Origin of the sequence: Promicromonospora panici, assembly GCF_900608595.1 — a bacterium.
GTDB lineage: Bacteria > Actinomycetota > Actinomycetes > Actinomycetales > Cellulomonadaceae > Promicromonospora > Promicromonospora panici.
The window spans coordinates 238,597-263,306 of the sequence record NZ_UWYY01000008.1; the positions used below are offsets into that span (position 1 = coordinate 238,597).

General features: G+C 70.2%; 22 protein-coding genes. 6 read left to right on the forward strand and 16 right to left on the reverse strand.

What is annotated here, in order from left to right; genetic code table 11:
- Window positions 1–45: 45 nt before the first annotated feature.
- Both EW117_RS11470 and arfA read right to left on the reverse strand, forming a co-directional pair.
- Complete coding sequence (locus EW117_RS11470) at window positions 46–1,083, reverse strand: arabinan endo-1,5-alpha-L-arabinosidase (RefSeq protein ID WP_129786775.1); 1,038 nt, start codon at window positions 1,081–1,083, stop codon at window positions 46–48.
- On the reverse strand, window positions 1,080–2,591 hold the full coding sequence (arfA, locus tag EW117_RS11475; RefSeq protein ID WP_129786777.1) for an arabinosylfuranosidase ArfA: 1,512 nt from the start codon (window positions 2,589–2,591) through the stop codon (window positions 1,080–1,082). Before arfA ends, EW117_RS11470 begins: the two co-directional genes overlap by 4 nt.
- Before the next feature lie 200 nt (window positions 2,592–2,791).
- Here arfA and EW117_RS11480 point away from each other — a divergent pair, with 200 nt between their 5' ends.
- The 5 genes from EW117_RS11480 (at window position 2,792) to EW117_RS11500 (ending at window position 8,144) form a co-directional block, all read left to right on the forward strand.
- Window positions 2,792–4,141 (forward strand): ABC transporter substrate-binding protein, encoded by a 1,350-nt coding sequence (locus EW117_RS11480; RefSeq protein WP_129786779.1) that lies wholly within the window; start codon window positions 2,792–2,794, stop codon window positions 4,139–4,141.
- A gap of 99 nt (window positions 4,142–4,240) precedes the next feature.
- Entirely contained in the window at window positions 4,241–5,134 is an 894-nt protein-coding gene (locus EW117_RS11485) for a carbohydrate ABC transporter permease (RefSeq protein WP_129786781.1), read from the forward strand.
- An 18-nt stretch (window positions 5,135–5,152) separates the two neighbouring features.
- The gene (locus EW117_RS11490; RefSeq protein ID WP_242504233.1) at window positions 5,153–6,088 is read left to right on the forward strand and encodes a carbohydrate ABC transporter permease; all 936 of its coding nucleotides are present in this window, start codon (window positions 5,153–5,155) and stop codon (window positions 6,086–6,088) included.
- A complete protein-coding gene (locus tag EW117_RS11495; RefSeq protein ID WP_129786783.1) occupies window positions 6,085–7,455 on the forward strand; it encodes an arabinan endo-1,5-alpha-L-arabinosidase in 1,371 nt (456 codons plus the stop codon). The genes EW117_RS11490 and EW117_RS11495 overlap by 4 nt, the downstream gene beginning before the upstream one ends.
- Window positions 7,452–8,144 carry a YesL family protein gene (locus EW117_RS11500; RefSeq protein ID WP_129786785.1) on the forward strand — a complete coding sequence of 231 codons (693 nt, stop codon included), beginning with the start codon at window positions 7,452–7,454 and terminating at the stop codon, window positions 8,142–8,144. Before EW117_RS11495 ends, EW117_RS11500 begins: the two co-directional genes overlap by 4 nt.
- Before the next feature lie 21 nt (window positions 8,145–8,165).
- Here the strand turns inward: EW117_RS11500 and EW117_RS11505 are convergent, their stop codons facing one another.
- On the reverse strand, window positions 8,166–9,254 hold the full coding sequence (locus EW117_RS11505) for a LacI family DNA-binding transcriptional regulator (protein ID WP_129786787.1): 1,089 nt from the start codon (window positions 9,252–9,254) through the stop codon (window positions 8,166–8,168).
- Window positions 9,255–9,366: 112 nt separating this feature from the next.
- Between EW117_RS11505 and EW117_RS11510 the strand changes: the two genes are divergently transcribed.
- Window positions 9,367–10,461: an arabinan endo-1,5-alpha-L-arabinosidase gene (locus EW117_RS11510; protein ID WP_129786789.1), complete on the forward strand. Its 1,095-nt coding sequence runs from the start codon at window positions 9,367–9,369 to the stop codon at window positions 10,459–10,461.
- A 70-nt stretch (window positions 10,462–10,531) separates the two neighbouring features.
- Here EW117_RS11510 and EW117_RS11515 read toward each other — a convergent pair whose 3' ends face one another.
- The 13 genes from EW117_RS11515 to EW117_RS11575 all read right to left on the reverse strand — a co-directional run.
- The gene (locus EW117_RS11515; RefSeq protein ID WP_129786791.1) at window positions 10,532–10,807 is read right to left on the reverse strand and encodes an acylphosphatase; all 276 of its coding nucleotides are present in this window, start codon (window positions 10,805–10,807) and stop codon (window positions 10,532–10,534) included.
- A gap of 132 nt (window positions 10,808–10,939) precedes the next feature.
- Window positions 10,940–11,626 (reverse strand): GOLPH3/VPS74 family protein, encoded by a 687-nt coding sequence (locus EW117_RS11520; protein WP_129786793.1) that lies wholly within the window; start codon window positions 11,624–11,626, stop codon window positions 10,940–10,942.
- Window positions 11,627–11,850: 224 nt separating this feature from the next.
- The gene (gene araA / locus EW117_RS11525; protein ID WP_129786795.1) at window positions 11,851–13,365 is read right to left on the reverse strand and encodes an L-arabinose isomerase; all 1,515 of its coding nucleotides are present in this window, start codon (window positions 13,363–13,365) and stop codon (window positions 11,851–11,853) included.
- Window positions 13,362–14,120, reverse strand: a complete 759-nt coding sequence (locus EW117_RS11530; protein WP_129786797.1) for an L-ribulose-5-phosphate 4-epimerase — start codon at window positions 14,118–14,120, stop codon at window positions 13,362–13,364. Before EW117_RS11530 ends, araA begins: the two co-directional genes overlap by 4 nt.
- The gene (locus tag EW117_RS11535) at window positions 14,120–15,784 is read right to left on the reverse strand and encodes a xylulokinase (RefSeq protein WP_129786852.1); all 1,665 of its coding nucleotides are present in this window, start codon (window positions 15,782–15,784) and stop codon (window positions 14,120–14,122) included. Before EW117_RS11535 ends, EW117_RS11530 begins: the two co-directional genes overlap by 1 nt.
- Window positions 15,785–16,088: 304 nt before the next feature.
- Complete coding sequence (locus tag EW117_RS11540) at window positions 16,089–17,492, reverse strand: RICIN domain-containing protein (protein WP_207211839.1); 1,404 nt, start codon at window positions 17,490–17,492, stop codon at window positions 16,089–16,091.
- A gap of 120 nt (window positions 17,493–17,612) precedes the next feature.
- Window positions 17,613–18,974: an ABC transporter substrate-binding protein gene (locus EW117_RS11545; protein ID WP_129786801.1), complete on the reverse strand. Its 1,362-nt coding sequence runs from the start codon at window positions 18,972–18,974 to the stop codon at window positions 17,613–17,615.
- A gap of 23 nt (window positions 18,975–18,997) precedes the next feature.
- Window positions 18,998–19,858, reverse strand: coding sequence for a carbohydrate ABC transporter permease (locus tag EW117_RS11550; protein WP_129786803.1), 861 nt, complete (start codon window positions 19,856–19,858; stop codon window positions 18,998–19,000).
- A complete protein-coding gene (locus EW117_RS11555; RefSeq protein ID WP_129786805.1) occupies window positions 19,858–20,766 on the reverse strand; it encodes a carbohydrate ABC transporter permease in 909 nt (302 codons plus the stop codon). Before EW117_RS11555 ends, EW117_RS11550 begins: the two co-directional genes overlap by 1 nt.
- 318 nt (window positions 20,767–21,084) lie before the next feature.
- Window positions 21,085–22,086 carry a LacI family DNA-binding transcriptional regulator gene (locus EW117_RS11560; protein ID WP_129786854.1) on the reverse strand — a complete coding sequence of 334 codons (1,002 nt, stop codon included), beginning with the start codon at window positions 22,084–22,086 and terminating at the stop codon, window positions 21,085–21,087.
- A gap of 46 nt (window positions 22,087–22,132) precedes the next feature.
- Entirely contained in the window at window positions 22,133–22,936 is an 804-nt protein-coding gene (gene proC / locus EW117_RS11565; RefSeq protein ID WP_165362652.1) for a pyrroline-5-carboxylate reductase, read from the reverse strand.
- 33 nt (window positions 22,937–22,969) lie between these two features.
- A complete protein-coding gene (locus tag EW117_RS11570; protein ID WP_129786807.1) occupies window positions 22,970–23,632 on the reverse strand; it encodes a hypothetical protein in 663 nt (220 codons plus the stop codon).
- Between the two features lie 118 nt (window positions 23,633–23,750).
- The coding region (locus tag EW117_RS11575) for a phosphatase PAP2 family protein (protein WP_129786809.1) at window positions 23,751–24,710 on the reverse strand (960 nt) is incomplete at its 5' end.

Below are 24,710 nucleotides of genomic sequence, written 5' to 3' on the forward strand. Positions count from 1 at the left end.
TTTCATCCAATAGGGGAACATGCGGATTCGAGGGACGAAAAGGGCTTAATTGGTCACGGCCGCTGCAACCGGCCAACCGTCGTCGGACCAGGCCAGCCCTTGGATCGCAAGCCGGAAGTCTCCTCCGGACGCGCCGTCGTAGTAGTGGAAGGCGAGGTGCCCGCGGGAGACCGACTGGCCGCCGGGCCCGACCATGGCCCCCTCGGTGCCGAGCACCGGCGTGCCACCGCCCAGCACGAGATCCTTCCCGTCCGCGTCCACGTACGGACCGGTCACCTCCCGCGAGCGCCCGACGGCGATGTTGTAGGTCGAGTCGGTGCCGCGGCAGCACAGGTCGCGCGAGAAGAACAGGTAGTACCAGCCGTCCCGCTCGACGACGTAGGGCGCCTCGATCGGGTTGTCGGGCACGCCGACCCGGCTCGCGATCGTGACGGGTTCGGCCCCTGCCACCGGCTTCCCGCTGGGCCATTCGAGCGGGAGCAGCTGGAGGCCGCCCCAGAACGACCCGAAGAACAGCCACGGGTTGCCGTCCTCGTCCTCGACGATCCCGGGGTCGATCGCGTTGAAGTTGTCCTCGCCGGGCACGGACTCGACGACCATGCCCTGGTCGGTCCAGCCGTAGGCGGGGTCGTCCGGATCGGGTGTCGCAGCCGTGCGCAGGCCGATCGCCGAGCGGTTCGACCCGAACGTCGACGCCGAGTAGTAGAGGTACCAGGTGCCGTCGTGCTCGTAGAGCTCGGGCGCCCAGAAGTTCTCGACGCCGTCGATCCTTGTCCGGACCCACTCCGGGTCGGTGTCGGCGTCCCAGGCGGTGCCGGCATCCACCCAGGTCGTCCCGCCGTCGTCGGAGCGGCGCACCTGGGGCGCGCCGAACCCGACCTTGACGTCGCCGGTCGAGTACACGAACCACGGTTCACCCTCGGCCCCGGCGACCAGGGCCGGGTCGTGCACGCGCAGGTCGCCGGCCAGGTCCAGGACCCGGGGTCGCGGCTCCCAGGGCCTGGTCACCGCCAGCGCGGCGGCCGCGGCAACGGCCACGGCCACCGCGACGGACGCCGACACGACGGTCCGACGCCGGCTCACTCGGTCTCCAGGCGCAGCATCGACCAGGAGACCGGCGGCAGCTCGGCCCGCACGCGATCGTCGGCCACCTTCGCCGACGTGTTGGGCTGCGGCAGCACGCTGGTGTCGTCGTCCGCGGTCGCGGCCCAGGTGTGGTCGGGGTTCGACAGCGTCAGGGCCTCGGCCACGCGCATGCCCGGGAAGCCGCGCAGGTCGACGTCGAGCACCACCGGCTCGGTCAAGGACCGGTTCACGGCGAACACCACGACGTCGCCGGACTCGGCGTCGTGCGTGGCCACGGCGTCGAGCACCGCGACCTCGCCGAACTTGGCGGTCTCGTGCACGGGCGAGTCGATCGCGAGGCGCAGCACCTCGCCGGCCGCGTGCCGGGCGGTGAGGGCGAACGGGTGGAAGATCGTCTGCTTCCAGATGCGCCCGCCCGGCTCGGTCATGATCGGCGCGATGACGTTGACGAGCTGCGCCAGGGACGCAGCGTGCACGCGGTCGGTGTGCCGCAGCAGCGAGATGAGCAGGTTGCCGACCACTACGGCGTCGGCCACGTTGTAGCGGTCCTCCAGGAGGACGGGGGCCACGGGCCAGTCGTCGCCCGACGGCGGGTTCGACTCGGCGCGCTTCTGGTACCAGACGTTCCACTCGTCGAACGAGATGTTGATCTGCTTGGCGTGCTTGCCCGCGGCGCGGACGGCGTCCGCCGTCGCGGCGACGGACTCCACGAAGTGGTCGGTGTCCACCGCCGAGGCGAGGAACGAGGCGAGGTCGCCGTCCTCCTCCCAGTAGTACGCGTGCGCGGAGATGTGGTCGACGTGCTCGTACGCCTCGGTCAGGACCGTCCGCTCCCACTCGCCGAACGTCGGCATGGCCGAGCTCGAGGAGCCGCACACCACCAGCTCGAGCCCCGGGTCGATCATCCGCATGGCGCGGGCGGTCTCCGCTGCGAGCCGCCCGTACTCGTGCGCGGTCTTGTGGCCGATCTGCCACGGGCCGTCCATCTCGTTGCCCAGGCACCACATCTTGATCCGGTACGGGTCCTCGGCACCGTTGGCGCGGCGCTGGTCCGCCCAGTAGGAGCCGCTGGGGACGTTGCAGTACTCGAGCAGGTCGAGCGCCTCCTGCACGCCGCGTGTGCCCAGGTTGACCGCCATCATGGGCTCGACGCCGGCCTTGGCGGCCCAGCGCATGAACTCGTCGACGCCCACGAGGTTGGGGTCGCTGGAGTGCCAGGCGAGGTCCAGGCGGGTCGGACGGTCCTCGACCGGGCCGACGCCGTCCTCCCACCGGTAGCCCGAGACGAAGTTCCCGCCCGGGTACCGGACCGTCGAGACACCGAGCTCACGGGTGAGCCCGATGACGTCGCCGCGGAAGCCGTCGTCGTCGGCGGAGGGATGCCCGGGGTCGTGGATGCCCGTGTACACACAGCGCCCGAGATGCTCGACGAACGATCCGAAGGTGCGGCGACGCACGGGCCCGACGACGAACGCGGGGTCGAGCGAGACGGTGGCGGAGTGCATGGAGTTCCTCTTTCTCTGTAGCGGCCACGATCGGCCGCTGTACATCGTTGTAGAAGGGATGCTAGCGTGCGCGTCATCGATTCTCCATCGATGTAACTTCAGAGCCGAAGAGACAACCCGGTACGCTCCGCGACACGTTGCGCCGCCATTTCTGGCGGATCGGCCCGCGCCAGCAGCCCGGCTCAAGAGAGGAACCCGTGATGAGGAAGTCACGCCTGACCACCGGCATCGTCGCCGCCCTGGTCCTGGCCTCCACCGCCGCCTGCGGCAGTGGTTCGGGAACAGATGACGACGGCAAGCTCACCTTCATGTTCCGCGGCGGCGAGGACGAGAAGGCCGCCTACCAGGAGGCCATCGACCGGTTCTCCGAGGAGTCCGGCGTGGAGGTCGAGGTCATCGTCACCGACGCCGACCAGTACGCCACCAAGCTCCAGGCGGCGATCTCGGGCAACAACGTGCCCGACGTGTTCTACATCGAGCAGGCCAACCTGCAGTCCTACGTCACCTCCGGCGTGCTGCTCGACATCACCGACCACGTCGAGGCCTCCGGCGTCGACCTGGACAACCTGTGGGAGTACGGCGTCAACTCCTACCGCTACGACGGCACGCTCCAGGGCACGCCCGACGGCGCGCTCTACGGGCTGCCGAAGGACGTCGGCCCGTTCGCCATGGGCTACAACAAGACGATGCTCGAGGCCGAGGGCATCGAGCTGCCGAGCCCCGACGAGCCCTACACCTGGGACGAGTGGCTCGACGTGCTGAAGAAGGTCACCAAGGACACCGACGGCGACGACGAGGTCGACCAGTGGGGCACCGGCCTCAACGTGCAGTGGAACATGCAGGGCTTCGCCTGGAGCAACGGCGCCGACTGGACCAACGAGGACCGCACCGAGGTCACCGTGGACACCCCTGAGATGGCCGAGTCGCTGCAGTACATCGCGGACCTGACCACGGTGGACGAGGTCACCCCCAATGCCGAGCAGGCCGCCACGCTGGACACCTACCAGCGCTGGATGGAGGGAGAGCTCGCGTTCTTCCCCGTGGGTCCCTGGGACGTGAGCGTCTACAACGAGCTCGACTTCGACTATGACCTCATCCCGTTCCCCGCCGGCTCGACGGGTGAGCCCGCTACGTGGATCGGCTCGCTCGGCATCGGCGTCTCCGCGACGACGGCCATGCCGGAGGAGGCGGCCGAGCTGGTCACCTACCTGTCCGCCGACGAGACCGCGCAGCAGACCCTGGTCGACGCCGGTATCCAGGTCCCGAACCTCAAGGACATGGCCGCCGAGTGGGCGGGCGAGAAGGACTCGAAGCCGGCCAACCGCCAGGAGTTCCTCGACATCGTCGAGGACTACGGCCGCCCGATGCCGGCCGCGATGACCTACGGTGCCGCCTGGTACGACGAGATGTGGACCAACATCCAGCCCGTCCTGGACGGCCAGCGGACGGCCGAGGAGTACCTCGCCGAGGTGCAGCCGCGCATGCAGGCCCTCCTGGATGAGTCCAACACCCAGGCCGAGCAGGCCGCGGCCGCGAGCGCTGGCAACTAGTCCTCGTCCTGGGTTGTGGGCGTGATCGTTGCGCCGGCACGACCGTTTTAGGCGCAACGATCACGCCCGCAACCCCGGGCCACTCAGAGAGGGATCTCCATGGCTGGCACAGCTTCGCGCCTGCACCGGGCTGAGCACCGCTGGGCTCTCGCCTTCGTCGCGGCCCCGGTGATCGGCTACCTGCTGTTCACGCTGTACCCCGTGTGCTTCGCGATCTACGCGTCGCTGACGAACTGGAACGGCCTCGGGGTCATGCGGTTCGTCGGCCTCGACAACTACGTGCGGCTGCTCTCCGACGCGAACTTCCTCGAGTCGGTCTACAACACGTTCTTCTACATGATCGGCATCCCGATCGGTCTGGCCGTGTCACTGGCCCTGGCCGTCGCGATGAACCGCAAGATCGTGGGCCTCACCGCCTTCCGCACCATCTACTACGTGCCGGTGATCTCGTCCCTGGCGGCGATCGCCATCCTGTGGCAGTGGGCCTACAACGGCGACTTCGGCCTGGTCAACCAGGCCCTGGCCCTCGTGGGCATCGACGGCCCCAACTGGCTGGCGAGCACGTTCTGGGCCAAGCCGGCGATCATCCTGATGGCCATCTGGAAGGGCCTGGGGTACTCGATGATCCTGTACCTGGCCGCCATCCAGTCGGTGCCGCGCTCGCTGCACGAGGCCGCGCAGCTCGACGGCGCCAACGGCTGGCAGCGGTTCCGCACCATCACGCTGCCCCTGGTCCGCCCGGTGACGTTCTTCCTGGTGGTGACCAACGTGATCGGCGGCGCGCAGATCTTCACCGAGATCAACATCATGACGCCGACGGGCGGGCCCGAGTACAGCACGGCGTCGGCGGTCTGGCACATCTGGCGACAGGCGTTCCGGTACCAGCAGATGGGATATGCGACGGCCATGGCGATCGTCCTCGGCCTGCTCATCCTCATCATCACCCTCATCCAATTCAGCCTGAACCGGCGCAACAGCTTCGTCATCGACTGACGCGGAGGCGGAGGAATCATGAGTCTCACCACGGCCCCGAGCCGCGACCCCCAGAACCGCAACACCCTCGGCTTCACGACCCCCAGCCGCAAGGCCCCGGGCCGCGGCCCGATGAGCCGGACCACGAGCACCCGGATCGGTGACTGGCTGGTCTTCGCCCTGCTCTCCGCCGGTGCGATAGTGATGGTCGCTCCGCTGGCCTGGATGGTCTCCACGTCCCTGAAGACCAAGACCGAGGTCTTCGCCCTGCCCCCCGTGTGGATCCCCGAGGTGCCGCAGTGGGACACCTACGTCCGGATGTGGCAGGACTCCAGCATCCTCACCGGGTTCCAGAACAGCTTCATCGTGGCGGCCACCGTCACGGTGCTGGGCACGATCACCTGCTCGATGGCAGCGTTCGCCATCGCGAAGATGCGGCTGCCGTTCAGCAACGTCATCTTCATCGGCCTGCTGACCGGGATCATGATCCCGTACCCCACCCTGATGATCCCGCAGTTCGTGATGTTCTCGCGGATCGGCTGGGTGGACACGCTCCTGCCACTGATCGTCCCGGCGATCTTCGGCAACATCCTCGTGATCTTCTTCCTGCGGCAGTACCTGGAGAACGTGCCGAACTCGATCATCGAGGCGGCCAAGATCGACGGCGCGAACTACTGGCAGATCTTCTGGCGGCTGATCTTCCCGATCATCCGGCCCGCGGTGGCCGCCCAGTTCATCCTCTGGTTCATGGCGATCTGGAACGACTACCTGGCGCCCATCCTGTACCTGAACACACCGGGGCGGCAGACGCTCCAGGTGGTCATCGCCAACATGAACGTGCAGTACGCGACCCAGCGGGACTACCCGCTGATCATGGGTGCGTCCTTCATCGCGCTGCTGCCCATCCTCGCGATCTTCCTGATCTTCCAGCGGCAGATCATCGAGTCCGTCGCCCTCACCGGTACCAAGGGATGACGGCGTCCGCGTGGGGTGGCCGGCACGTCCACGACCCCACCGTCGTCCGGGACGACGACGGCGCCTACTGGATGTTCTCCACCGACGCCCGCTCGGACGGGCCCGTACGCGCCGGTGTCCAGGTGCGCACCTCGCGCGACATGGTGACCTGGACGTTCCACGGCTGGGCGCTCGACGGCGTCCCCGGGCCGGCCGCCGAGTGGTCCAGGGCGAGCGGCCTGTGGGCGCCCGACGTCGTCCGGGCGGGCGAGCCCGGCGCCGCGGAGTGGCGCATGTACTACTCCGCGTCGACGTTCGGGTCGCGGCGATCGGCGATCGGGCTCGCGATCGCACCGCACCCGTCCGGGCCCTGGGCCGACCGCGGCATCGTCATCGCGAGCGATCACGTGCACGGGCCGGACGGGCTCGGGCACCCCAACGCGATCGACGCGAACCTGGTCACCGCCGAGGGCGGACGGCAGTGGCTCGTCTATGGCTCGTTCTTCGGAGGCATCTACGCGCTGCCCGTCGACGCGTCCACCGGGTTCGTCGTCGACGCGCCGGCGGCGGGGGCGCTGCGCAGGTCTCCGGGGAAGCTGCTGGCGCGCCGGTCGCGGCTCGCCGACGGCGCGGTCGAGGGCGCGTTCGTCCTCCCCCGGCCCGACGGCGGCTGGGCACTCCTCGTCTCGTACGACTCCCTGGCCGGGACGTACCACGTGCGTTCCGGCGTCGGGGACGACGTCACCGGCACGTTCCGGGACCGCGCCGGCCGGCTGATGACCGACGGCGCGCCAGGGACCCAGGACGCGGCGTCCGGCGTGGACCCCTGGCAGGTCGGCGTACCGGTCCTGGCGAGCCATCGCCTGGCCGGCGGGCCGGGGATCCTCGCGCCGGGTCATGCCTCGGTCCTCACCGAACCGGACCGCCAGCTCCTGGTGCATCACGTGCGCGACGCCGACGCACCGACCGAGCATCGCGTCCAGGTGCGCCGGCTGGTGTGGACGCATGACGGCTGGCCGCTGGTCTCGCCGCAGCTCTGGGCGGGTCCGTCTCGCGAGAACGACGATGTTGCGACCTGGCCTGCCGACGCTGGTGCGCTGGGCGGCGCGTGGGAGGTGCTCGACGTCGGTGCCGCGCCGGCCAAGGTGGCCGACGGCACGATCGGAGGGCTCGGCGACGTGCTGGACGGGGTGCTCGCCGGCATCGGACGAGCACGCGCGCTCGGCGAGGGGCGGTTCGCCTGGGAGAGCGATGCCGACGCAGCCCGGGTCTGGGCGGCCGTCGTCTTTCCCGGCTGGGACGCCGTGCGCGACCGTGCCACGCTGTGCCTGGCAGCGATGGACGACGCCGGTCGTGTCGTGACCGGCACCAAGGTGAGCGACGAGTGACCGAACCCGAGCCGGACGAGCCGGTGCGCGACACCTCGGCCGAGGACGAGATCGGCTGGACCGGCGGTGTCATGCGAGTGCTCCGGCGGGCCACCCGGCTGGTCGAGGTCAACGTGCTGGTCCTGCTCGGCACGCTCGCCGGCGGCATCGTGCTGGGGGCATGGCCGGCGGTCCGGGCCGCGAGCGCCGTGCTGCTCGACGGCGATCCCGCCGGGTCCCCCTGGCGCCCGTTCTGGCGGGGGTGGCGGGACGGCTGGCGGCGCACCAACCTGCTGGGCGCGCCCGTGACGTTCGCGGCCGTGGTGCTGTGGCTCGACGCGCTGGTGCTGGCGCAGCTGGACGGCGCAGTCCGGGCGGCGCTGCAGGTGGGGCTCGTCCTGGTCGGCACCTGGACCGCCGTCGTGCTGGCCTACTGGCCCCGGGTGGTGCTGCGCTACGACCGGTCCGCGCTCGACACCTGGCGCTTCCTGCTCCTGGCTCCCGCACTGGGGCCTGGCACTGCCGTGGGCGCCTTGGTGGTGCTCGCGGTGTGCGGCCTGGTGTCGTACGTTCTTCCGCTGGCCGGGCTGCTCGCCGGGATCTCGGTGCCGCTGTGGCTCACCGGGTGGATGGTCGACGAGCGGTTGAACCGCATCGACCAAACTACGGTGCTGGCCGACGGCGACACGGACGATTCTGCGGATCTGTAGCCTAGGCGACCGCGCCCCAGGTCAGAGGCCCGCAGCCAGAGGGCTGGCCTCGATGTCCTCCACCCGACCGGGCAGCACGGTCACGACCTTCTCGCCGTCGCCCTCAGCCTCATCGGTCGACCCCCTGCCGACGATCCGCGTGCCGGGCACGATGCGCCGGTACGGTTCCTCGGTGCCGGATATCCGCGCGACCAGCAGCTCGACGGCGGTGCGCGCGATGTCGTCCCGGCCCGGGTCTACCGACGAGATCGTGGGCACGGAGTAGCGGACGTCGTCGACGTCGTCGAACCCGATGAGGGCGACGTCTCCGGGGACGTCGATCCGCCGCGCGTGCAGCGCATGCAGGGCGCCGAGCGCCATGGCGTCGTTCAGGGCGAAGACGGCGTCGATCTCGACCCCCGAGTCGAGCAGACGGCCCATCGTCTCCGCGCCGGTCGCGCGGTGCCAGAGGCCCGCCTCGCCCACGAGCGCGAGGTCGAGCGGGATGCCGGCGTCGGCCAGCGCCCGCTCGTAGCCGGTCAGCCGCAGCGCGGCCGAGCCGATGACCTCGCCCGGGTGCGCGCCGACGACCGCTATGCGCCGTCGGCCCGCGGCGATGAGGTGTGCCGTGGCGGCCTGCGCCGCCTCCACGTTGTTCATGGTCACGTGGTCGGCCGGCGCCCCGAAGACGCGCTCGCCGAGGACGACGAGCGGGAAGTCGACGTCGAAGCGGCCCAGGTCGTCGGGGCCCAGTGCGAGGGGTGAGAAGAGCACGCCGTCGGTCAGGTGGCGGCGGCCACCCGCGAGCACCTCGAGCTCACGCGCGCGCTCCGCCCCGGTCTGCTCGATGAGCACCGTCCAGCCGCACTCGTCGGCGGCGCGGATGACCGAGTCGGCGAGCTCCGCGAAGTACGGCAGCGAGAGCTCGGGCACGTTGAGGGTGATCATCCCGGTGCGGCGGATGCGCAGGTTGCGGGCCGAGACGTTCATCCGGTAGCCGAGGTGATCGATGGCTTCCTCGACCCGGTGACGGGTGGAGTCGCGAATGTGCGGGTACCCGTTCACCACGTTCGAGACCGTCTTGACCGAGACGCCGGCGCGCTGCGCGACGTCCTGCATCGTCACCGGCATGGTTCGCGCCCTTTCGACGGATCGTGGTCAATACAAGCGGACCCATGTACTCTACATCGTTGTAGAACCCTCGGCGAAGACGCAGCGAGGGCGACGAACACGGAGGACGACGATGTCACCACGCAAGCCACTCGCGGCGCTCGGAGCGCTCGCCATGACCGCGGCCCTGGCCGTCGCCGCGCCGGCGTCCGGGGCCCTCGCCGGACCGGCTACGGGCACCGACGCCGGCGCGGCAGCAGGTACGACGGCGGGACCACCCGGCCAGATCAGCGTCGTCGGCGACACCTCGCCGATCCACGACCCCGCCCTCACCGTCGACGACGACGGCACCTGGTGGGTCTACTCGACCGGGCTCCTGAACCGCGAGAACGGCGGGACCGTCCAGATGTGGTCGTCGCACGACGACGGCACCACCTGGGCCTACGAGGGCACCGTCTGGGACGAGATCCCCGGCTGGATCGACGAGCACTTCTCGGACGGCGCCCTGCCGGACAACCTCTGGGCCCCCGAGGTCTACGAGCACGACGGCACCTACTACCTGTACTACTCCGCGTCTCGCTTCGGCACCAACAACTCGGTGACGGCGCTCGCCACGAACACCACCCTCGACCCGGACGACCCGGACTACGAGTGGGTGGACCAGGGCCCGGTCATCACCTCCCCGGCCCCGATCGAGAACGGCAAGGAGTTCAACGCGATCGACGCCGGTATCGTCACCGGCAAGGACGGCACGCCGTACATGGCGATCGGCTCGCACTGGTACGGCATCTTCCTCGTGGAGATCTCCTGGCCCAGCGGCAAGCCCGTCGCCGGCGCGCTCGAGAACGCCGTCCACCTGGTCGACCGGTTCGCCCCCGGCAACCGCGTCGAGGCCCCGTACATCTACGAGCGCGCCGGCTGGTACTACCTGTTCGTCTCGTTCGACGCCTGCTGCGCCGGGGCGGACAGCACGTACAAGATCGTCGTCGGCCGGTCCCGTTCCGTCACCGGCCCGTACCTCGACAAGGAGGGCCGCGACATGGTCGGCGGCGGGGGCACGGTGCTCCTGGAGTCGAACGGCCCGGTGGTCGGCCCAGGCGGACAGTCCGTGCACGACGGCGTCCTGGCGTACCACTACTACGACGGCGCGAACGAGGAGATCCCGTACTTCCCGACCCTCGGCCTGCACCGGATGGCGTGGAAGGCCGGCTGGCCGCTGGTGCGCTGACCCGTTTGCTGTGGGCGTGATCGTTGCGGCTAAAAGGGGCATGATGCCGCAACGATCACGCCCACAGCGATTACCGGATCGTGAAGCCGGCGTGGCCTTGCGGCGTCGTCGCGGTCACGTCGACCGACGCGACGGCGGCGCCCCGGGGGCCGCGCCGCATCCACCCGAGAACCTCTTCGACCCCAGAGGGCGGCCCTTCGACGACCGCCTCAACAGTTCCTTCGGCGGTGTTCCGGACCCAGCCCGCCACGCCGACGGCCGCTGCCTCCCGCTCGAGGAGATATCTGAAACCGACGCCCTGTACCCGTCCGCTCACGACGACGTGTCGTGCGATCAAGGTCTCCATGCCGTCATCCTCACAGACGAACCAGAGAGTCCGCCTCCATCACTCCGTTGTGCCTGGAGCTCTCGCGATTTCCAGGCACAACCGTGTGATGAGAGCGGACATCCGCGAGGCCCCGACCTCGGCGGGTCGGGGTCAGCTGCCTGCCGTGGCCGCGCCCGTCGCCGCCACGCTCGCCGCGGCCATCGCCGCGTTGAGCTCGTCGATCGCGCGCTTGACCGCGGCACCTGCCCACTCCGACTCCGCGATCTCTTTGGCGCGGCGCTTCAGCGCACGCCGGTCCTGATCGGGAAAGACCTTGCGGGTCAGGTCGGTCGCGAGCAGCAGCGAGACCAGGGCCGCCGTCCGCTCGTCCGCGTCCGCGCGCCCGGTCAATGCTGCCAGCACCCGCTCGCGGACGGCGGTCTCGGGGGCCGGGTCGTGCGGGGTCCAGGTGGAGCTGGGGAACAGCCCCAGGATCTTGATCTCCTCCTCGCGCAGCACGCCCCGGGCCGCCAGCCCCTGCTGCAGCGAGTCGCGCAGTCTCCGGGCGAAGCTGCCCTGCCCCGCCTTCCGCACCGCGTCCTTGGGCTTGCGGTCGTGCGCCAGGTCGAGCACCTCGCGCTGCATCAGGTCCGACGGCGTTGCCCGGCCGGTCGTCCGGAACCGGCCGGCCCGGCCGCCGTCCGCGCCGTCGGACACCGCGAGTGCACCACGCAGGGTGAGGTCGGCGACCGACGCCCCGGCCAGGGCGAACTGCACGTGCTGCGCGCTGAGCAGCGGTCGGCCGGAGGTGTCGTCGAGCGCGAGCAACAGGTACTCCTCGGCGAGACTGAGATCCATCACGGTCTCCTTGGGATGTCGGCTGGTATGTCAGTTCCAGCACATCACGGCAGGTCTCGCCGTGTGATCCGCCCCAGGGATGACGCGCCACCCCCGCACGACGGACCCTTAGCGACGGCACCGACGAACCAGAAAGTCCGCCTCCATCACACGGCTGTGCCTGGAACTCTCGTGATTTCCAGGCGTAACCGTGTGATGGAGGCGGACTTCCGCGAAGACCCGCGTCAGAGGCCCTGGGCCAGGCGGTAGTAGGCCTGGTTGTGCCGGACCTGATCGGCGAAGCCGCGGCGCGTCGTGTCCTCGTCGATCACCAGCAGCTCCGTGCGCGCGATGTTCGCGAAGACCTCGAACGCCTCGATCCCGGCCGCGGTCGACATGACGGTGTGGTGCGCGCCGCCCGCCGTCAGCCAGGACTCGGCGGAGACGTCGAACGACGGTCGCGGCGCCCACATCGCGCGCGCCACGGGCAGGTTCGGCAGGTCACGCGGCGGGGTGACGACGTCGACCACGTTCGCCGTCAGGCGGAACCGGTCGCGCATGTCGGCGAGCGACACGACGACGGCACCCTCGACCGCGTCCGCCGAGAAGACCATGCGGACCGGGTCCTCCTTGCCGCCGATGCCGAGCGGGTGGATCTCGATGCGCGGCGTCGAGGTGGTCAGCGACGGGCAGACCTCCAGCATGTGCGCGCCGAGGATGAGCTCGGAGCCCGGGGTGAGGTCGTAGGTGTAGTCCTCCATGAGGCTCGCACCCCCGGGCAGGCCTTCGCCCATCACCTTGGCGGCCCGGACGAGCACCGCCGTCTTCCAGTCGCCCTCGGCGCCGAAGCCGTAGCCCATCTCCATGAGGCGCTGGACCGCCAGGCCGGGGAGCTGGCGCAGGGCGCCCAGGTCCTCGAAGTTCGTGGTGAACGCCTTGGCGCCGGCCGCCTCGAGGAACCCGAGCAGCGCGATCTCCTGGCGCGCGGCGTACCGCAGCGAGTCGTGGCGCTCGCCGGCCGCCCGGAGCTCGGGAGCGACGTCGTACTTGTCCTCGTACTCCGCGACCACCTTGTCGATGGCGGACTCCTCCACGGCGTCGACCGCCGCGACCAGGTCGTTCACGCCGTGGGTGTTCACCGAGACGCCGAACCGCAGCTCGGCCTCGGTCTTGTCACCCTCGGTGACGGCCACGTTGCGCATGTTGTCGCCGAAGCGGACCAGCTTGAGCTCGTGCGTCGCCGCCCAGCCGGCCGCGCCACGTACCCAGGTCCCGACGCGGCGCGTGACCGCGGGGTTGGAGACGTGCCCCGCGACCGTGGTCCGCGCGACACCGAGCCGTGTGGCGATGTACGCGTATTCGCGGTCGCCGTGCGCTGCCTGGTTGAGGTTCATGAAGTCCATGTCGATCTCGTCCCAGGGGAGCTCGACATTCGCCTGCGTGTGCAGGTGCAGCAGCGGCTTGCGCAGGGCATCCAGGCCCGCGATCCACATCTTGGCAGGGCTGAAGGTGTGCATCCAGGTGATGACGCCCAGCACGTTGTCGGCGCCGTTGGCGTCCAGCATCGCGCGGCGGATCGCCGCCGAGTCCTTGAGGACCGGCTTCCACACGATCTTGACCGGCACGTCCGACGACGCGTCCAGCGCGCGGGCGACCTCCTGCGACTGCTCCGCGACCTGGGCCAGGGTCTCCTCGCCGTAGAGGTCCTGGCTCCCGGTGAGGAACCAGACCTCACGGTCCGCATAGGGCTTGGTGCTCATGCCTGTCCTTCCGTGTTCTGTTCGGCGGTGGCCGACGACGTCGCGGGCTGGCCGTAGACGTTCTGATAGCGGTCGTAGAGGGAGTCGATGTGCTGCTGCTCGATCGGCACGGGCTCGCCGAGCTGGCGGGAGATGTGCACCGTGCGGGCGACCTCCTCGACCATGACCGCGGCCTTCACCGCGGCCCGCGCGTCCTTGCCGATCGTGAACGGGCCGTGGTTGCGCATCAGGACGGCGGGGCTGCGGTGGCCGCTCAGGGTCTCGACGATGCCCCGGCCGATCGAGTCGTCGCCGATGATCGCGAACGGGCCCACGGGCACGGGGCCGCCGAACTCGTCGGCCATCATCGTCAGCACGCACGGCACCTCCTCGCCGCGTGCGGCCCAGGCCGTCGCGTACGTGGAGTGCGTGTGCACGACGCCGCCCACCTCGGGCATGTGCCGGTATACGTAGGCGGCAGCGGCCGTGTCCGACGACGGCGACCGCGTCCCGTCCACCAGGTCGCCGTCGAGGTCGCACACGACCATGCCCTCCGGGGTGAGGTCGTCGTAGGAGACGCCGGACGGCTTGATGACGAACAGGTCGGCGCTGCCGTCCGGCACGTCGGGGTTCGGCACCCGCTGCGACACGTTGCCCGCCGTCCAGACCACGAGGTCCCAGCGCGGTAGCTCGGCATGCAGGTCCGAGACGACGACACGCACGCGCGCCACCTCGTCCTGGACGGCCTGCGAGTAGTCGGTCAGTGCCTTGCTCATCAGTCGCTCTCCTGCGTCGTGTCTCGGTTCCGGAGTGCGGCGACGGCGGCGCGCTCGATCGCGAGGCCCGCGCTGTAGCGCTCCAGGAAGGCGGAGTAGCCCGCCACGTCGCCGGCGTCGGGCTCGACGACGTCGAGCACGGCGTCCGCGAACACCTCGGCGCCCAGGTAGGCGCCCAGGTCCTGCTCGGGGGCGGCTGTACCGCGCGCGGACGCCCGGTACGCGGCCAGCACCGCGATGCCCCAGGCACCGCCCTCCCCCGCCGTCCGGCCGACGGCGACGGGCGCGCCGAGCGCGGCGGCCAGCAGCCGCTGGGCCACACCCTCGGTCTTGAACAGGCCGCCGTGCGCGAACATGGCGTCCAGCTCGACCTGCTCCTCCGCCAGGACACGCATGCCCAGGCTCAGCGTGGCGAACGCGCTGTAGACCTGCGTGCGTGCGAAGTTGCCCAAAGTGAGGCGGCTGTCCGGCGTGCGCGTGAACAGCGGCCGGCCGGCCTCCAGGCCGGTGATCGGCTCGCCGGACAGGTAGTTGTAGGCGAGCAGGCCACCGCCGTCGGCGTCGCCGTCCAGGGCGGAACGCAGCAGCGCCGCGAAGACGGCGCCCGGCGCGACCGGCTGCCCCAGCGCGGCGGCGAACTGGCCGAACATCTCCGCCCAGGCGCCGAGCTCGCTGGCCCCGTTGTTGCAGTGCACCATCGCGACGAGGTCGCCGGCCGGGGTGGTGACGAGATCCAGCTCGGGGTGCACCCGCTCCAGCGCCTTCTCCAGGACGACCATCGCGAAGATGCTGGTCCCGGCACTGACGTTGCCGGTGCGGGGTGCCACGGAGTTGGTGGCGACCATGCCGGTCCCGGCGTCGCCCTCGGGCGGGCAGAGCGGGATCCCCGGCAGCAGGGTGCCGGTCGGGTCCAGCAGCGCGGCGCCCTCCTCGGTCAGCGCACCGGAGTCGGCGCCGGCCGGCAGGACGCGCGGCAGCAGGTCAGCGATAGCCGGGCCGGGCCCGCGGCCGGCCACGAGCTCGTCGAACTGGGCCAGCATCCGCTGGTCGTAGTCCCTGGTCGCCGGGTCGATCGGGAACATGCCCGACGCGTCGCCGACACCGAGCACCTGCTGGCCGGTCAGGCGCCAGTGCACGTACCCGGCCAACGTGGTGACGTGCCGCACCTGCGGCACGTGCGGCTCGGCGTCGAGGACCGCCTGGTAGAGGTGGGCGACCGACCAGCGCAGCGGGATGTTGTGCCCGAACAGGCGGGACAGCTCGGTCGAGGCGCGCTCCGTGGTGGTGTTGCGCCAGGTGCGGAACGGCACGAGCAGCTCGTCCGCGTCGTCGAACGCCAGGTAGCCGTGCATCATCGCCGAGACGCCGATCGCACCGAACGACGTCGGCCGCACTCCGTACTGCCGCTCGACGTCGGCCAACAGCGCTGTCACCGAGGCCTGCAGGCCAGACCACACGGCGTCCAGCGAGTAGGTCCAGATACCGTCGACGAGCTGGTTCTCCCAGTCGTGGCTGCCGCTCGCGATCGGCGCGTTGTCCGGGCCCACCAGACACGCCTTGATCCTGGTGGAGCCGAGCTCGATACCGAGAGCCGTCCGGCCCTGCTCGATCGCCTCCCGGAGACCGGTGCGCCGGCCCACCCCTTCGTCCTGCCGCTCCACCATCGTGGACCGCTCCGTCCTGCCCGCGTCGTCGCGAGGCGTCGTTCGTGTCACCATCGGTCGCTGGTCACGGTAAGCCGTCAGCAAACCGTCCACGGCGATGTTAGCGCTCACACGATACGTTACGACAACTCGGTACCCAACCCCGCGGCGCGGACAGGCCTCGCCGAAGTAGAACTGGGGCGAAGTAGAACCAGGGCGAGGTAGAACTCTGGCGAAGAAGAACTGCACCGCACTGATCGTCGGTGCGCTGCAGTCCTACTTCGCCCTGGTTCTACCTCGCCAGGGCCCTACCTCGGCAGGTTCGTCAGCCTCGGGTCCACTGCTGGTTGGTCGCGCCGTTGCACGCGTAGGTGATCACTGCCGCCCCGTTCGCCGTCGAGCCGCCGTTGACGTCGAGGCACTCGCCCGTCGCCCGCGACCGGATAGTCACGTAGCTGCCGGACGCCGCGACCACCGACCACTGCTGGGCGGCGCCCGTCCCGCAGTTCTCCTGCGTGACGGTCGTGGCGTTCTCCTGCACGCACAGCGCGCTGTGCCGGGCCACGAGGTTGTAGTAGCCGCTGCCCGCGACCCGGAACCAGAACCGCTGGTTTCCGCCGCCGTTGCAGTCGTACTGCTTGATCTGGGCGCCCGGGGCGGAGGACTGGCTGGTCACGTCGGCGCACCTGCCGGAGTGCCGCGCCGTGAGCGACTCGAACGGTCCGCCCCGGCCGACGACGGTGCCCGCGGCCTCGTCGATCACGAGCTCCGGGTAGTAGCTGAACGACATGGACGTCGCCGTGGGGAACGTGATCGGCGCCCACACGTACTTCGACCCGTTGACGTTGCTCCCGATCGAGTTGCCCCAGCGGTCGCCCATGTACAGGTAGGACGTACCCGAGGTGCCCTGCACAGGCAGCACGAACGTCGTCTGCGAGCCGTACCCCGTTGAGTCGCCGGCGTTCTGCATCGCCGACCAGCCGGACGCCAGATTGCTGGTCGTCGCGTACTTCTGCTGGTTCGGGTTCCAGCCCGTGGCGCCCGAGGTCAGCATGAAGTAGGTGCTGCCCCGCTTGAACAGCGCGGGCGCCTCGCGGTGACCGCCGGGCCACGGGTTGGCGACGAGTGCGGCGACGTCCGTAAAGGCGCTGTTGAGGCGGTAGATGTGCAGGTCGTAGTTCTCCCGCGCGGAGGAGTACATGTACCCGGTGCCGTCGGTGTCGACGAACACGCCGATGTCGCGGGACATGTGCCCGAGCGGCCGGAAGCTGCGCTGGTAGGTGTAGTCGCCGTCCACGGCGTCGCTCACGGCCACGGCCGCGCGCGCCTCCGAGTAGTCGGTGCCGTTCTCCTTGTGCATCCACATCACGAACTGGCCGGTCGCCTGGTTGTACATGACCTTGGGGCGTTCGATGTTGGCCATCGCCAGCTCGGGGTGGCTGGCCTCGGTGAGCACGTGGTTACGGAACTCCCAGTGCACGAGGTCGGTGGACCGGTAGGCCGACACATACCGGAACGTGTTGTCCGAGTTCCGGTTCTCGCCGAACCAGTAGTAGTACTCGCCCACCTTGACCACCCCGCCGCCGTGGGCGTGCAGCGGGTTGCCGGACGTATCGGTGAACTGGGTGGCGTTCGCCACCGTCTCGGGCGAGGCATGGGCGGAGACCGCGCCGACGGCGGTCGTCAGAACACAGGCCAGGGCAGCGAGGGCAGCACAAAGACGCCTCACGGGACCACACTCCTTCATCGCAGTGCAGGATTCTGGGCAGTTCAGGACTCAGTGCATGGCGCGCAGAGCGGGAATCCCGTACGTCGGGATCCCCGCTCCTCCATCACGTGCGAAGGCCGGCTAGCCGTTGACGGTGAAGCCCTGCTCCGTTCCGTACCGGACGTTCTCCTCCTGCCACGCCGCGAGCCCGTCCAGGAGCGACGTCTTGTCGAGGTAGGCCTGGCCCACCGTGTCCGAGAAGATGCTGTTCGCGTAGGACTGCCACGGCAGGTACTGCCAGCCCTCGACCACGTTCTCGGCGCCACCCGCGAGCACCTCGTTGATCTTCTGGCCACCGAAGTACTCGGACTCGAAGCCCAGGAACTCCTCGGACTCCAGCTCGGCGACCGTCGCGGGGAACCCGCCGGTCTCCATGAACACCTTGATGCTCTCCGGGTCGGCGTTGAGCCACTGCAGGAAGCCGGCGGCGAGAAGCTTGTCGTCCGAGCCCTCCGGGACCACCTCGGTCGAGCCACCGTTCTCCGCGTTGACGGGCGTGCCGTCATAGGTCGGCATCGGCGCCACGCGCCACTTCCCGGAGCCGTCAGGTGCGCCAGACTCCAGCACGCCCGGCATCCAGGCACCCACCACGATCGAGGCGATGGTGCCGTCAGCCAGAGCCTGGTACCACTCGTCGGTCCAGCCGGGGATGTCCGACGCGAGCTCCTCGTCGATGAACTGCTGGTACATCTCGGCCCACTTCTGCGTCCCCTCGTCGGCGAGGTCCACCGTGACGGTGTCACCATCCACCTGGAACGGCTTGCCGCCGGCCTGCCAGATCATCGACGTGACGCCACCCGCGCCGTTGCCGTCGTCGTTGATCATGGCCTTGTCGGGGTCCGCCTCCTTCAGCTTGCGTGCCTGCTCGACGTACTCGTCCCACGTCTCCGGCACGACGAGGTCGTGCTCCTCGAAGACGTCGGCGTTGTAGAACAGCGCCATCGGACCCGAGTCCTGCGGCAGCCCCCAGATGCCGCCGTTCTGGGACACAGCACCCCAGGTCGACGGCGTGTACAGGGCCTCGTGGTCGCCGAAGCCGTACGCCGTGAGGTCGGTGAGCTGCCCGGGGAGCTGGAACTGCGGCACCGACTGGTACTCGAGCTGGGCCACGTCAGGGATACCGCTGCCCGCCGAAATCGCGTTCTGCAAGGCCGTGTTGTGGTCCTCGGCGCCCTGCGTGTCCGTGAGGTTCACGGTCATGTTCGGATAGGCCTTCTCGAAGGCATCGATCTGCTTCTGCGCCTGCGGCGTCCACGTCCAGAAGTCGATGGTGCCGCCCTCCTCGAGGGCCGCCTCGATCTCCTCGGCGCTCGCGGCCTCGGCGGGCTCTTCTCCGCTTCCGGGCTCGCCCCCGCCGCATGCGGCCAGGGTCGTAGCCAGCACCGTGACGGCGGCGGCCGCCGCGACACGGCGGCTGCGTGTGAGGTTTCTCTTGATACTCATGGGGGCCTCCTCCTTGAGGTCGTTCATCCCTTGACACCGCCGGCACTGAGGCCGGACTGCCAGTAACGCTGCAACAGCAGGAATACGGCCACGATCGGCAGGATCGTGAGCACAGCACCCGTGATGACCAGGTGGAACACGGGGGTAGCGCCGACGCCGGTCGCGTCGGCGTTCCAGCTCGCCAGTCCGATGGCGAGCGGGAACAGGTTCTTGTCGGAAAGCATGATCAGGGGCAGGAAGTAGTTGTTCCACGTGGCGACGATCACGAACAGGGCGACCGTGACGATGCCCGGGGCGAGCAGCCTGAGCGAGATGGTGAAGAACGTGCGCCACTCGCCCGCCCCGTCGACCCGGGCAGCCTCCAACAGCTCGGTGGGGATCGCCTCCGAGGCGAAGACCCACATCAGGTACAGCCCGAACGGGGAGACCATGGTCGGCAGGATGACCGACCACATCGTGTTGGTCAGCCCGAGCTCGCTGAACATCAGGAACGTTGGCACGGCGAGCGCCGCACCTGGCACGGCGACCGCGCCGAGGACGGTCGCGAAGACCGCGTTGCGGCCGCGGAACCGGTACTTCGCGAGGCCGTAGCCGCCAAGTGCCGCGAACAGCGTGGCTCCGCCTGCGCCCGCCAGGACGTACACCACGGTGTTGCCGAACCAGCGCACGAAGATGCCGTCCTGATGGGTGAGGACCTCCGAGATGTTGGCGAACAGCGCGAACTCTCCTGCGGGCAGCAGGCCGAACGAGCCGCTGAGCAGCTCCTGGGGCTTGGTCGCGCTCATCAGCAGCCACCACAGCGGGAACAGCGAGTAGACGACCAGCCCTGCCATGAGGATGGTCAGGGTCACGGACTTGCGTGGTCTCGCGAACGAGTGCGCCATCAGTCCTCCCTCCTCGTGCCGCGGAGCTGGACCACGTAGGCGATCACCGCGGTCAGCACGCCCATGACGATCGCGACGGTCGCCGCGTAGTTGATCTGCCGGCCGGTGAAGCTCAGGTTGTAGGCGTACATGTTGGGCGTGTACGACGACGAGATGAGCGTCGGCGCGAGGCTTTGGAGGATGCTCGGCTCGTTGAAGAGCTGGAAGCTGCCGATGATCGAGAAGATGGTCGCGATGATCAGTGCCCCGCGCAGCGCCGGCAGCTTCACCGCGCTGATCACGCGCCACTGGTTCGCGCCGTCGAGCGCGGCCGCCTCGTACAGCTCACCCGGCACCGTACGCAGCGCCGCGTAGAGGATGAGCATGTTGTAGCCCACGAATTCCCACGTCACGATGTTGCCGATCGCGACAAGGATCCATTCCTTGGTGAACGGGGCGAGCACCTGCGAGCCGACGGCGTCGTTGAGCCAGCCGACCATCCCGATCCGTTCGCCGTACATGAACCCCCACATCAGCACGGCCACGACGCCAGGCACCGCGTAGGGCACGAACAGCGCGATGCGGGTGAAGCGCTTGCCGAACAGACGACCGCTGTCGATCGCGAGCGCGGCGACCAGCGCGACGAAGAGCATGATCGGCACCTGCACCGCCAGGAACAGGAGCACCCGACCGGCGCCGTCCCAGAACTTCGGGTCGGTGAATGCCGCGCTGTAGTTCGCGAACCCCACGAACTGGTTTCCGCCCATGAGTTGGTCACGGAACAAGCTCAGGTACAGCGAATAGATCACGGGGGCGATGAACGCGAAGGCGAAGACGACGAGGAACGGGGCCACGAAGCTCCAGCCCGCCGCGGAGACGCGGAGGCTGGGTGGACGTCGGCCCAGCACGGGCGTGCCGGTGCCCGCCACGGCTGGGCGGCCTTCCTCGATGGGGACGCTGAGACTTGGTGGGCGGCGACCTGGCACGGGCGGCACCCCTTTCCCCGGACAGCGGCGTCCGGACTCACCTGGACATCAATGTCCTTGGCACGCGCCGGGCAACGATGCTGCCCGACGACGGAATGTGAACGTAAACATCCTCGTGCGCGGTGACTCTGCCACTCGCGCCGCGGATGTGTCAACGACTCGATCATTAACGGACTACGACGTTGCACAACTGCAACCGCTGGGTTCCGATCCGCACCGGTTTGTCCGCGCGATCTGAGGCGCGGCCTCACCTGCGAGGACTCACGTGCGCGGCGCCGCGGCGCTCCTCCGCACCACGAGCTCGGGGGCGATCAGCTCCGCCGCGGGCTTGCCGCCGTCGACCGCCGCGAGGAGCAGTGCGACGCTCCGCCTGCCCAGATCGACGAAGGGCTGGCGCACCGTCGTGAGCGGCGGGATGAAGTGGCCGGAGCCGTCGACGTCGTCGAACCCGACCACCGACACGTCGTGGGGCACCGAGACGCCGCACTCCCAGAAGGCACGCAGCAGGCCGAGTGCGAGCTGGTCGTTGGCGGCGAACACCGCGGTCGGGCCGTCGCCCGCCTTGACCCGCTGCGCCAGGTCGAGCCCCACCATGTAGCCGCTGTCCGCGGTCCAGCTCGCGACCACCGGCTCGGGGACGGGCAGACGGTGCTCGGTGAGGACCGCGCGCCACGCCTCCTCACGCTCGACGGCGTCCAGCCAGTCCGGCGGGCCCGCGACGTGCAGGATCCGCTGGTGCCCCAGCTCGATCAGGTGCTCGACGGCGAGCCGCGCGCCCGCCCGCTGGTCCACCGCCAGGGGGATGGTCGGCACGTCGGGCTGCACATCGCGCGCCGCGATGATCACCACGGGCACGGGGGCCCGGAACGACTCCACGGCGTCGGCCACGTCGCTGTGCGGCGCGATGACGACTATGCCCTCGACCGCCTGGTCCAGGAAGTGCTCCAGGGCGTTGTGCAGGGTGGCGGCGTCGTACCGCCTGAGGGTCGCGACGCTCACGTACCAGCCCTGCTCGCGAGCGGCCTCCTCGACAGCGATCAACGTGCTCGACGGGCCGAACAACGGCGATCCGGTGGTCACCACGCCCACGGTCGTCGACCGCGCCGTGACCAGGGCGCGCGCCGCGCTGTTGCGGCGGTAGCCGAGCTCCGCGATCGCCTCCAGCACCTTCTCCCGGGTGGCCGGGCGCACGCTCCGATGGCCGTTGAGCACACGCGAAACGGTCTGGTGGGAGACGCCGGCGAGCGCGGCGACGTCGGCCATGGCCGGCGGCCGCGTCATCGCGGGTCGAGAGATGGTCACGGACGAATCATCCACCCAGCTCGCGGGCGCGGTCACGCGCGGCGGTCGCGGCGGTCAGGAACGACGCCCGGACGCCACCGTCGTCGAGGGCGCGCAGGGCGGCCGCCGTGGTGCCGCCCGGTGAGGTGACCTTCTCGCGCAGGAGCACGGGGTGCTCCCCCGACTCGTCCATGAGGCGGGACGCGCCGAGCAGGGTCTGTGTGGCGAGGCGGCGGGCGACGTCGCGTGTCAGGCCGAGCAGCACACCCGCCTCGGCGAGCGCGTCGGCGACGTAGAAGATGTACGCGGGGCCGGACCCGGAGATCGCGGTGACCGCGTCGAGGTCCTTCTCCGCCGTGCGGACGACGGCGCCGGTGCCCGCGAACAGGTGCTCCACCACCTCGAGGTGGGCCTCCGTGGCGGCCGCTCCCGGCGCGATAGCGGTGATGCCCGCGCCGATCGCGGCAGGCGTGTTCGGCACGGCCCGCACGACGGCGGTACCGGCGGGCAGCCCCTTCTCGTAGAAGGACGCGGGGTGTCCGGCCGCGACGGTGACCACCACGGCTTCGGGGTCGATCCCGGGTGCAATCTCGTCGAGGAGGGCACCGACGTCCTTCGGCTTCACTCCCACGAGGACGAGGCCCGCGCCCCGGACCGCCGCCACGTTGTCGCTGGTCGTGGCCACCTGATAGGTCTCGCGCAGGTGCTGGGCCTTGGCCTCGGTCCGCACGGTGGCGACGATGTCGGCCGCGGCCCAGCCCGCCGAGAGCGCGCCGGCGAGCACGGCCTCGCCCATGTTCCCGGCCCCGAGCACTGCAAGTCGCTGGTTCACGGCACTATTCTCCCCCGCCCCGCACGGGAGCCCTCACAGCGGGAAGGCCGCGTAGAAGTCCTCCATGGTGTCGGCCGGGCCCGTTGCCTGCATCACCGCGGTCCCGTTCTGCCAGACGACGACGGCCTTGCCCCCCTTGGCCGGCACTATCGCGTACTGCCCGACCACCTTCTTGCCGACCTTCACGTCGCCCTCGCGGTCCGCCTCGCCGGCGGCCTGGGTCCAGGCGGTCGCCGCGGCTTCCGCCTCGTCCGACGTCGCCCACTGGCCCGCCACGAGCGCCACCTCGCCGGAGCCGCCGTCGGCGTACTCCGCGTTCCAGGCTTCCAGCGCACCCTGCTCCTTGGGCTCCTTGGCCTCAGCGAGCGAGCCGAGCGCGAACTGCAGCACCGTGGACGGGAGGGCCTTCTGGAAGGCGGTCTCGTCACCGGCGCGCTCCATCGCCTTGACCGTGGGGGTCGGTGCCGGCGCCGTGACCGTCACCGTGGGAACGGGCTGCGGCGTCCCCTCGCTGCGCCAGAAACCCGGCCAGGCGAAGCCCCCCACGAGGACCAGGGCGAGCACGATCACGAGCAACCCCACGACCGCCACGAGCCGACGACGCCGGTACACCGCGGGCGACGTCGTCTTCCCGCCCTTCCCGGCGACCGATGCTGTCGCACCGGTGCGCGGTCGGTTCACGCGCTGGTCGGTCATGTCCTGGCTCCCCCGTGCTCTGTCCACCGGATGCGTCACGGCGGCTCAGTCGAAACCTTATGTCGGGGCACTGACATCGGCGCGCAGGCACGCCCGGCACCGGACGAGCGTCCGAACCTCACCCCGCCTGGCGGGCGCCACTCCGAGCACGATCCGCCGCCTGACACACCGGTAGCAGGACCGCGAAGGCCGCCGCTGAGACCGCGCATGCGGCGAGCAGCCCGCCGGTGTAGGCCGTCAGGCCCCCGCCCCACGGGAGCGTCGCCCAGGCGTAGCCCTCCGTCGCGGCAGCCGCCAGTACGGAGACGGCGGCCGCCGGCACCGCGATGACTCCCAGGAGGATCGTGACCGGCCCCGTCGCGGCGTCGGCACGCCGCGCTGCGCCTGCGGCGGCGCGCCGCGCGGTCCCGGCGGTGGCGCGCCTCGCGGTCCCGGCGGTGGCGCGCCTCGCGGTCCCGGCGGCGGGCGGGCCCGCCCAGCCCGCCGGCGCGAGAGCGCACGTCAGGGCCGTCCAGGCCACGACGACGAGCACCGCAGCGACGACGTCGGACGGGCGGTGCCAGCGGTCCGCGAGCGTCGCCAGGCCCATGGCACAGGTGACGGCGGCGCCGGCAAGCGCCGTCACGGGCCGCCAGCCGCGTGGAGTGACGAGCAGGAGCGCGGCCCAGGCCGCCGCCACCACGGTGACGTGGCCGCTCGGCAAGGTGTTGACGTCCTGGTTCCACTCACCGACGAGGCCGACGCGGTGGAAGACTCCGTCCTTGATCACCTGGGTGGTCAGGTTCGCTCCCAGGATCACGACGGCGGCCATGGCCGTGGCCACCCAGCTCCGGCGCAGCAACCCGATCCCGCAGACGACGAGGAGTCCCGCCGCGAGCCACGGCAACGACCCGAGGAGCAGCATGGGTTCCACGAGGTGGTTGACGACGTCCTGGTAGCGGTCGGCGGTCTCGAAGACACGCTCCTCGACTCGCTGTCCGGGCCAGGTGGTGACCATCGCCCACCAGACGAGCCAGGTGCCCAGTGCCGCGCCGAGCGCCACCATGAGAGCGGCCAGGCGGGCGGGAGGACGGCGCGG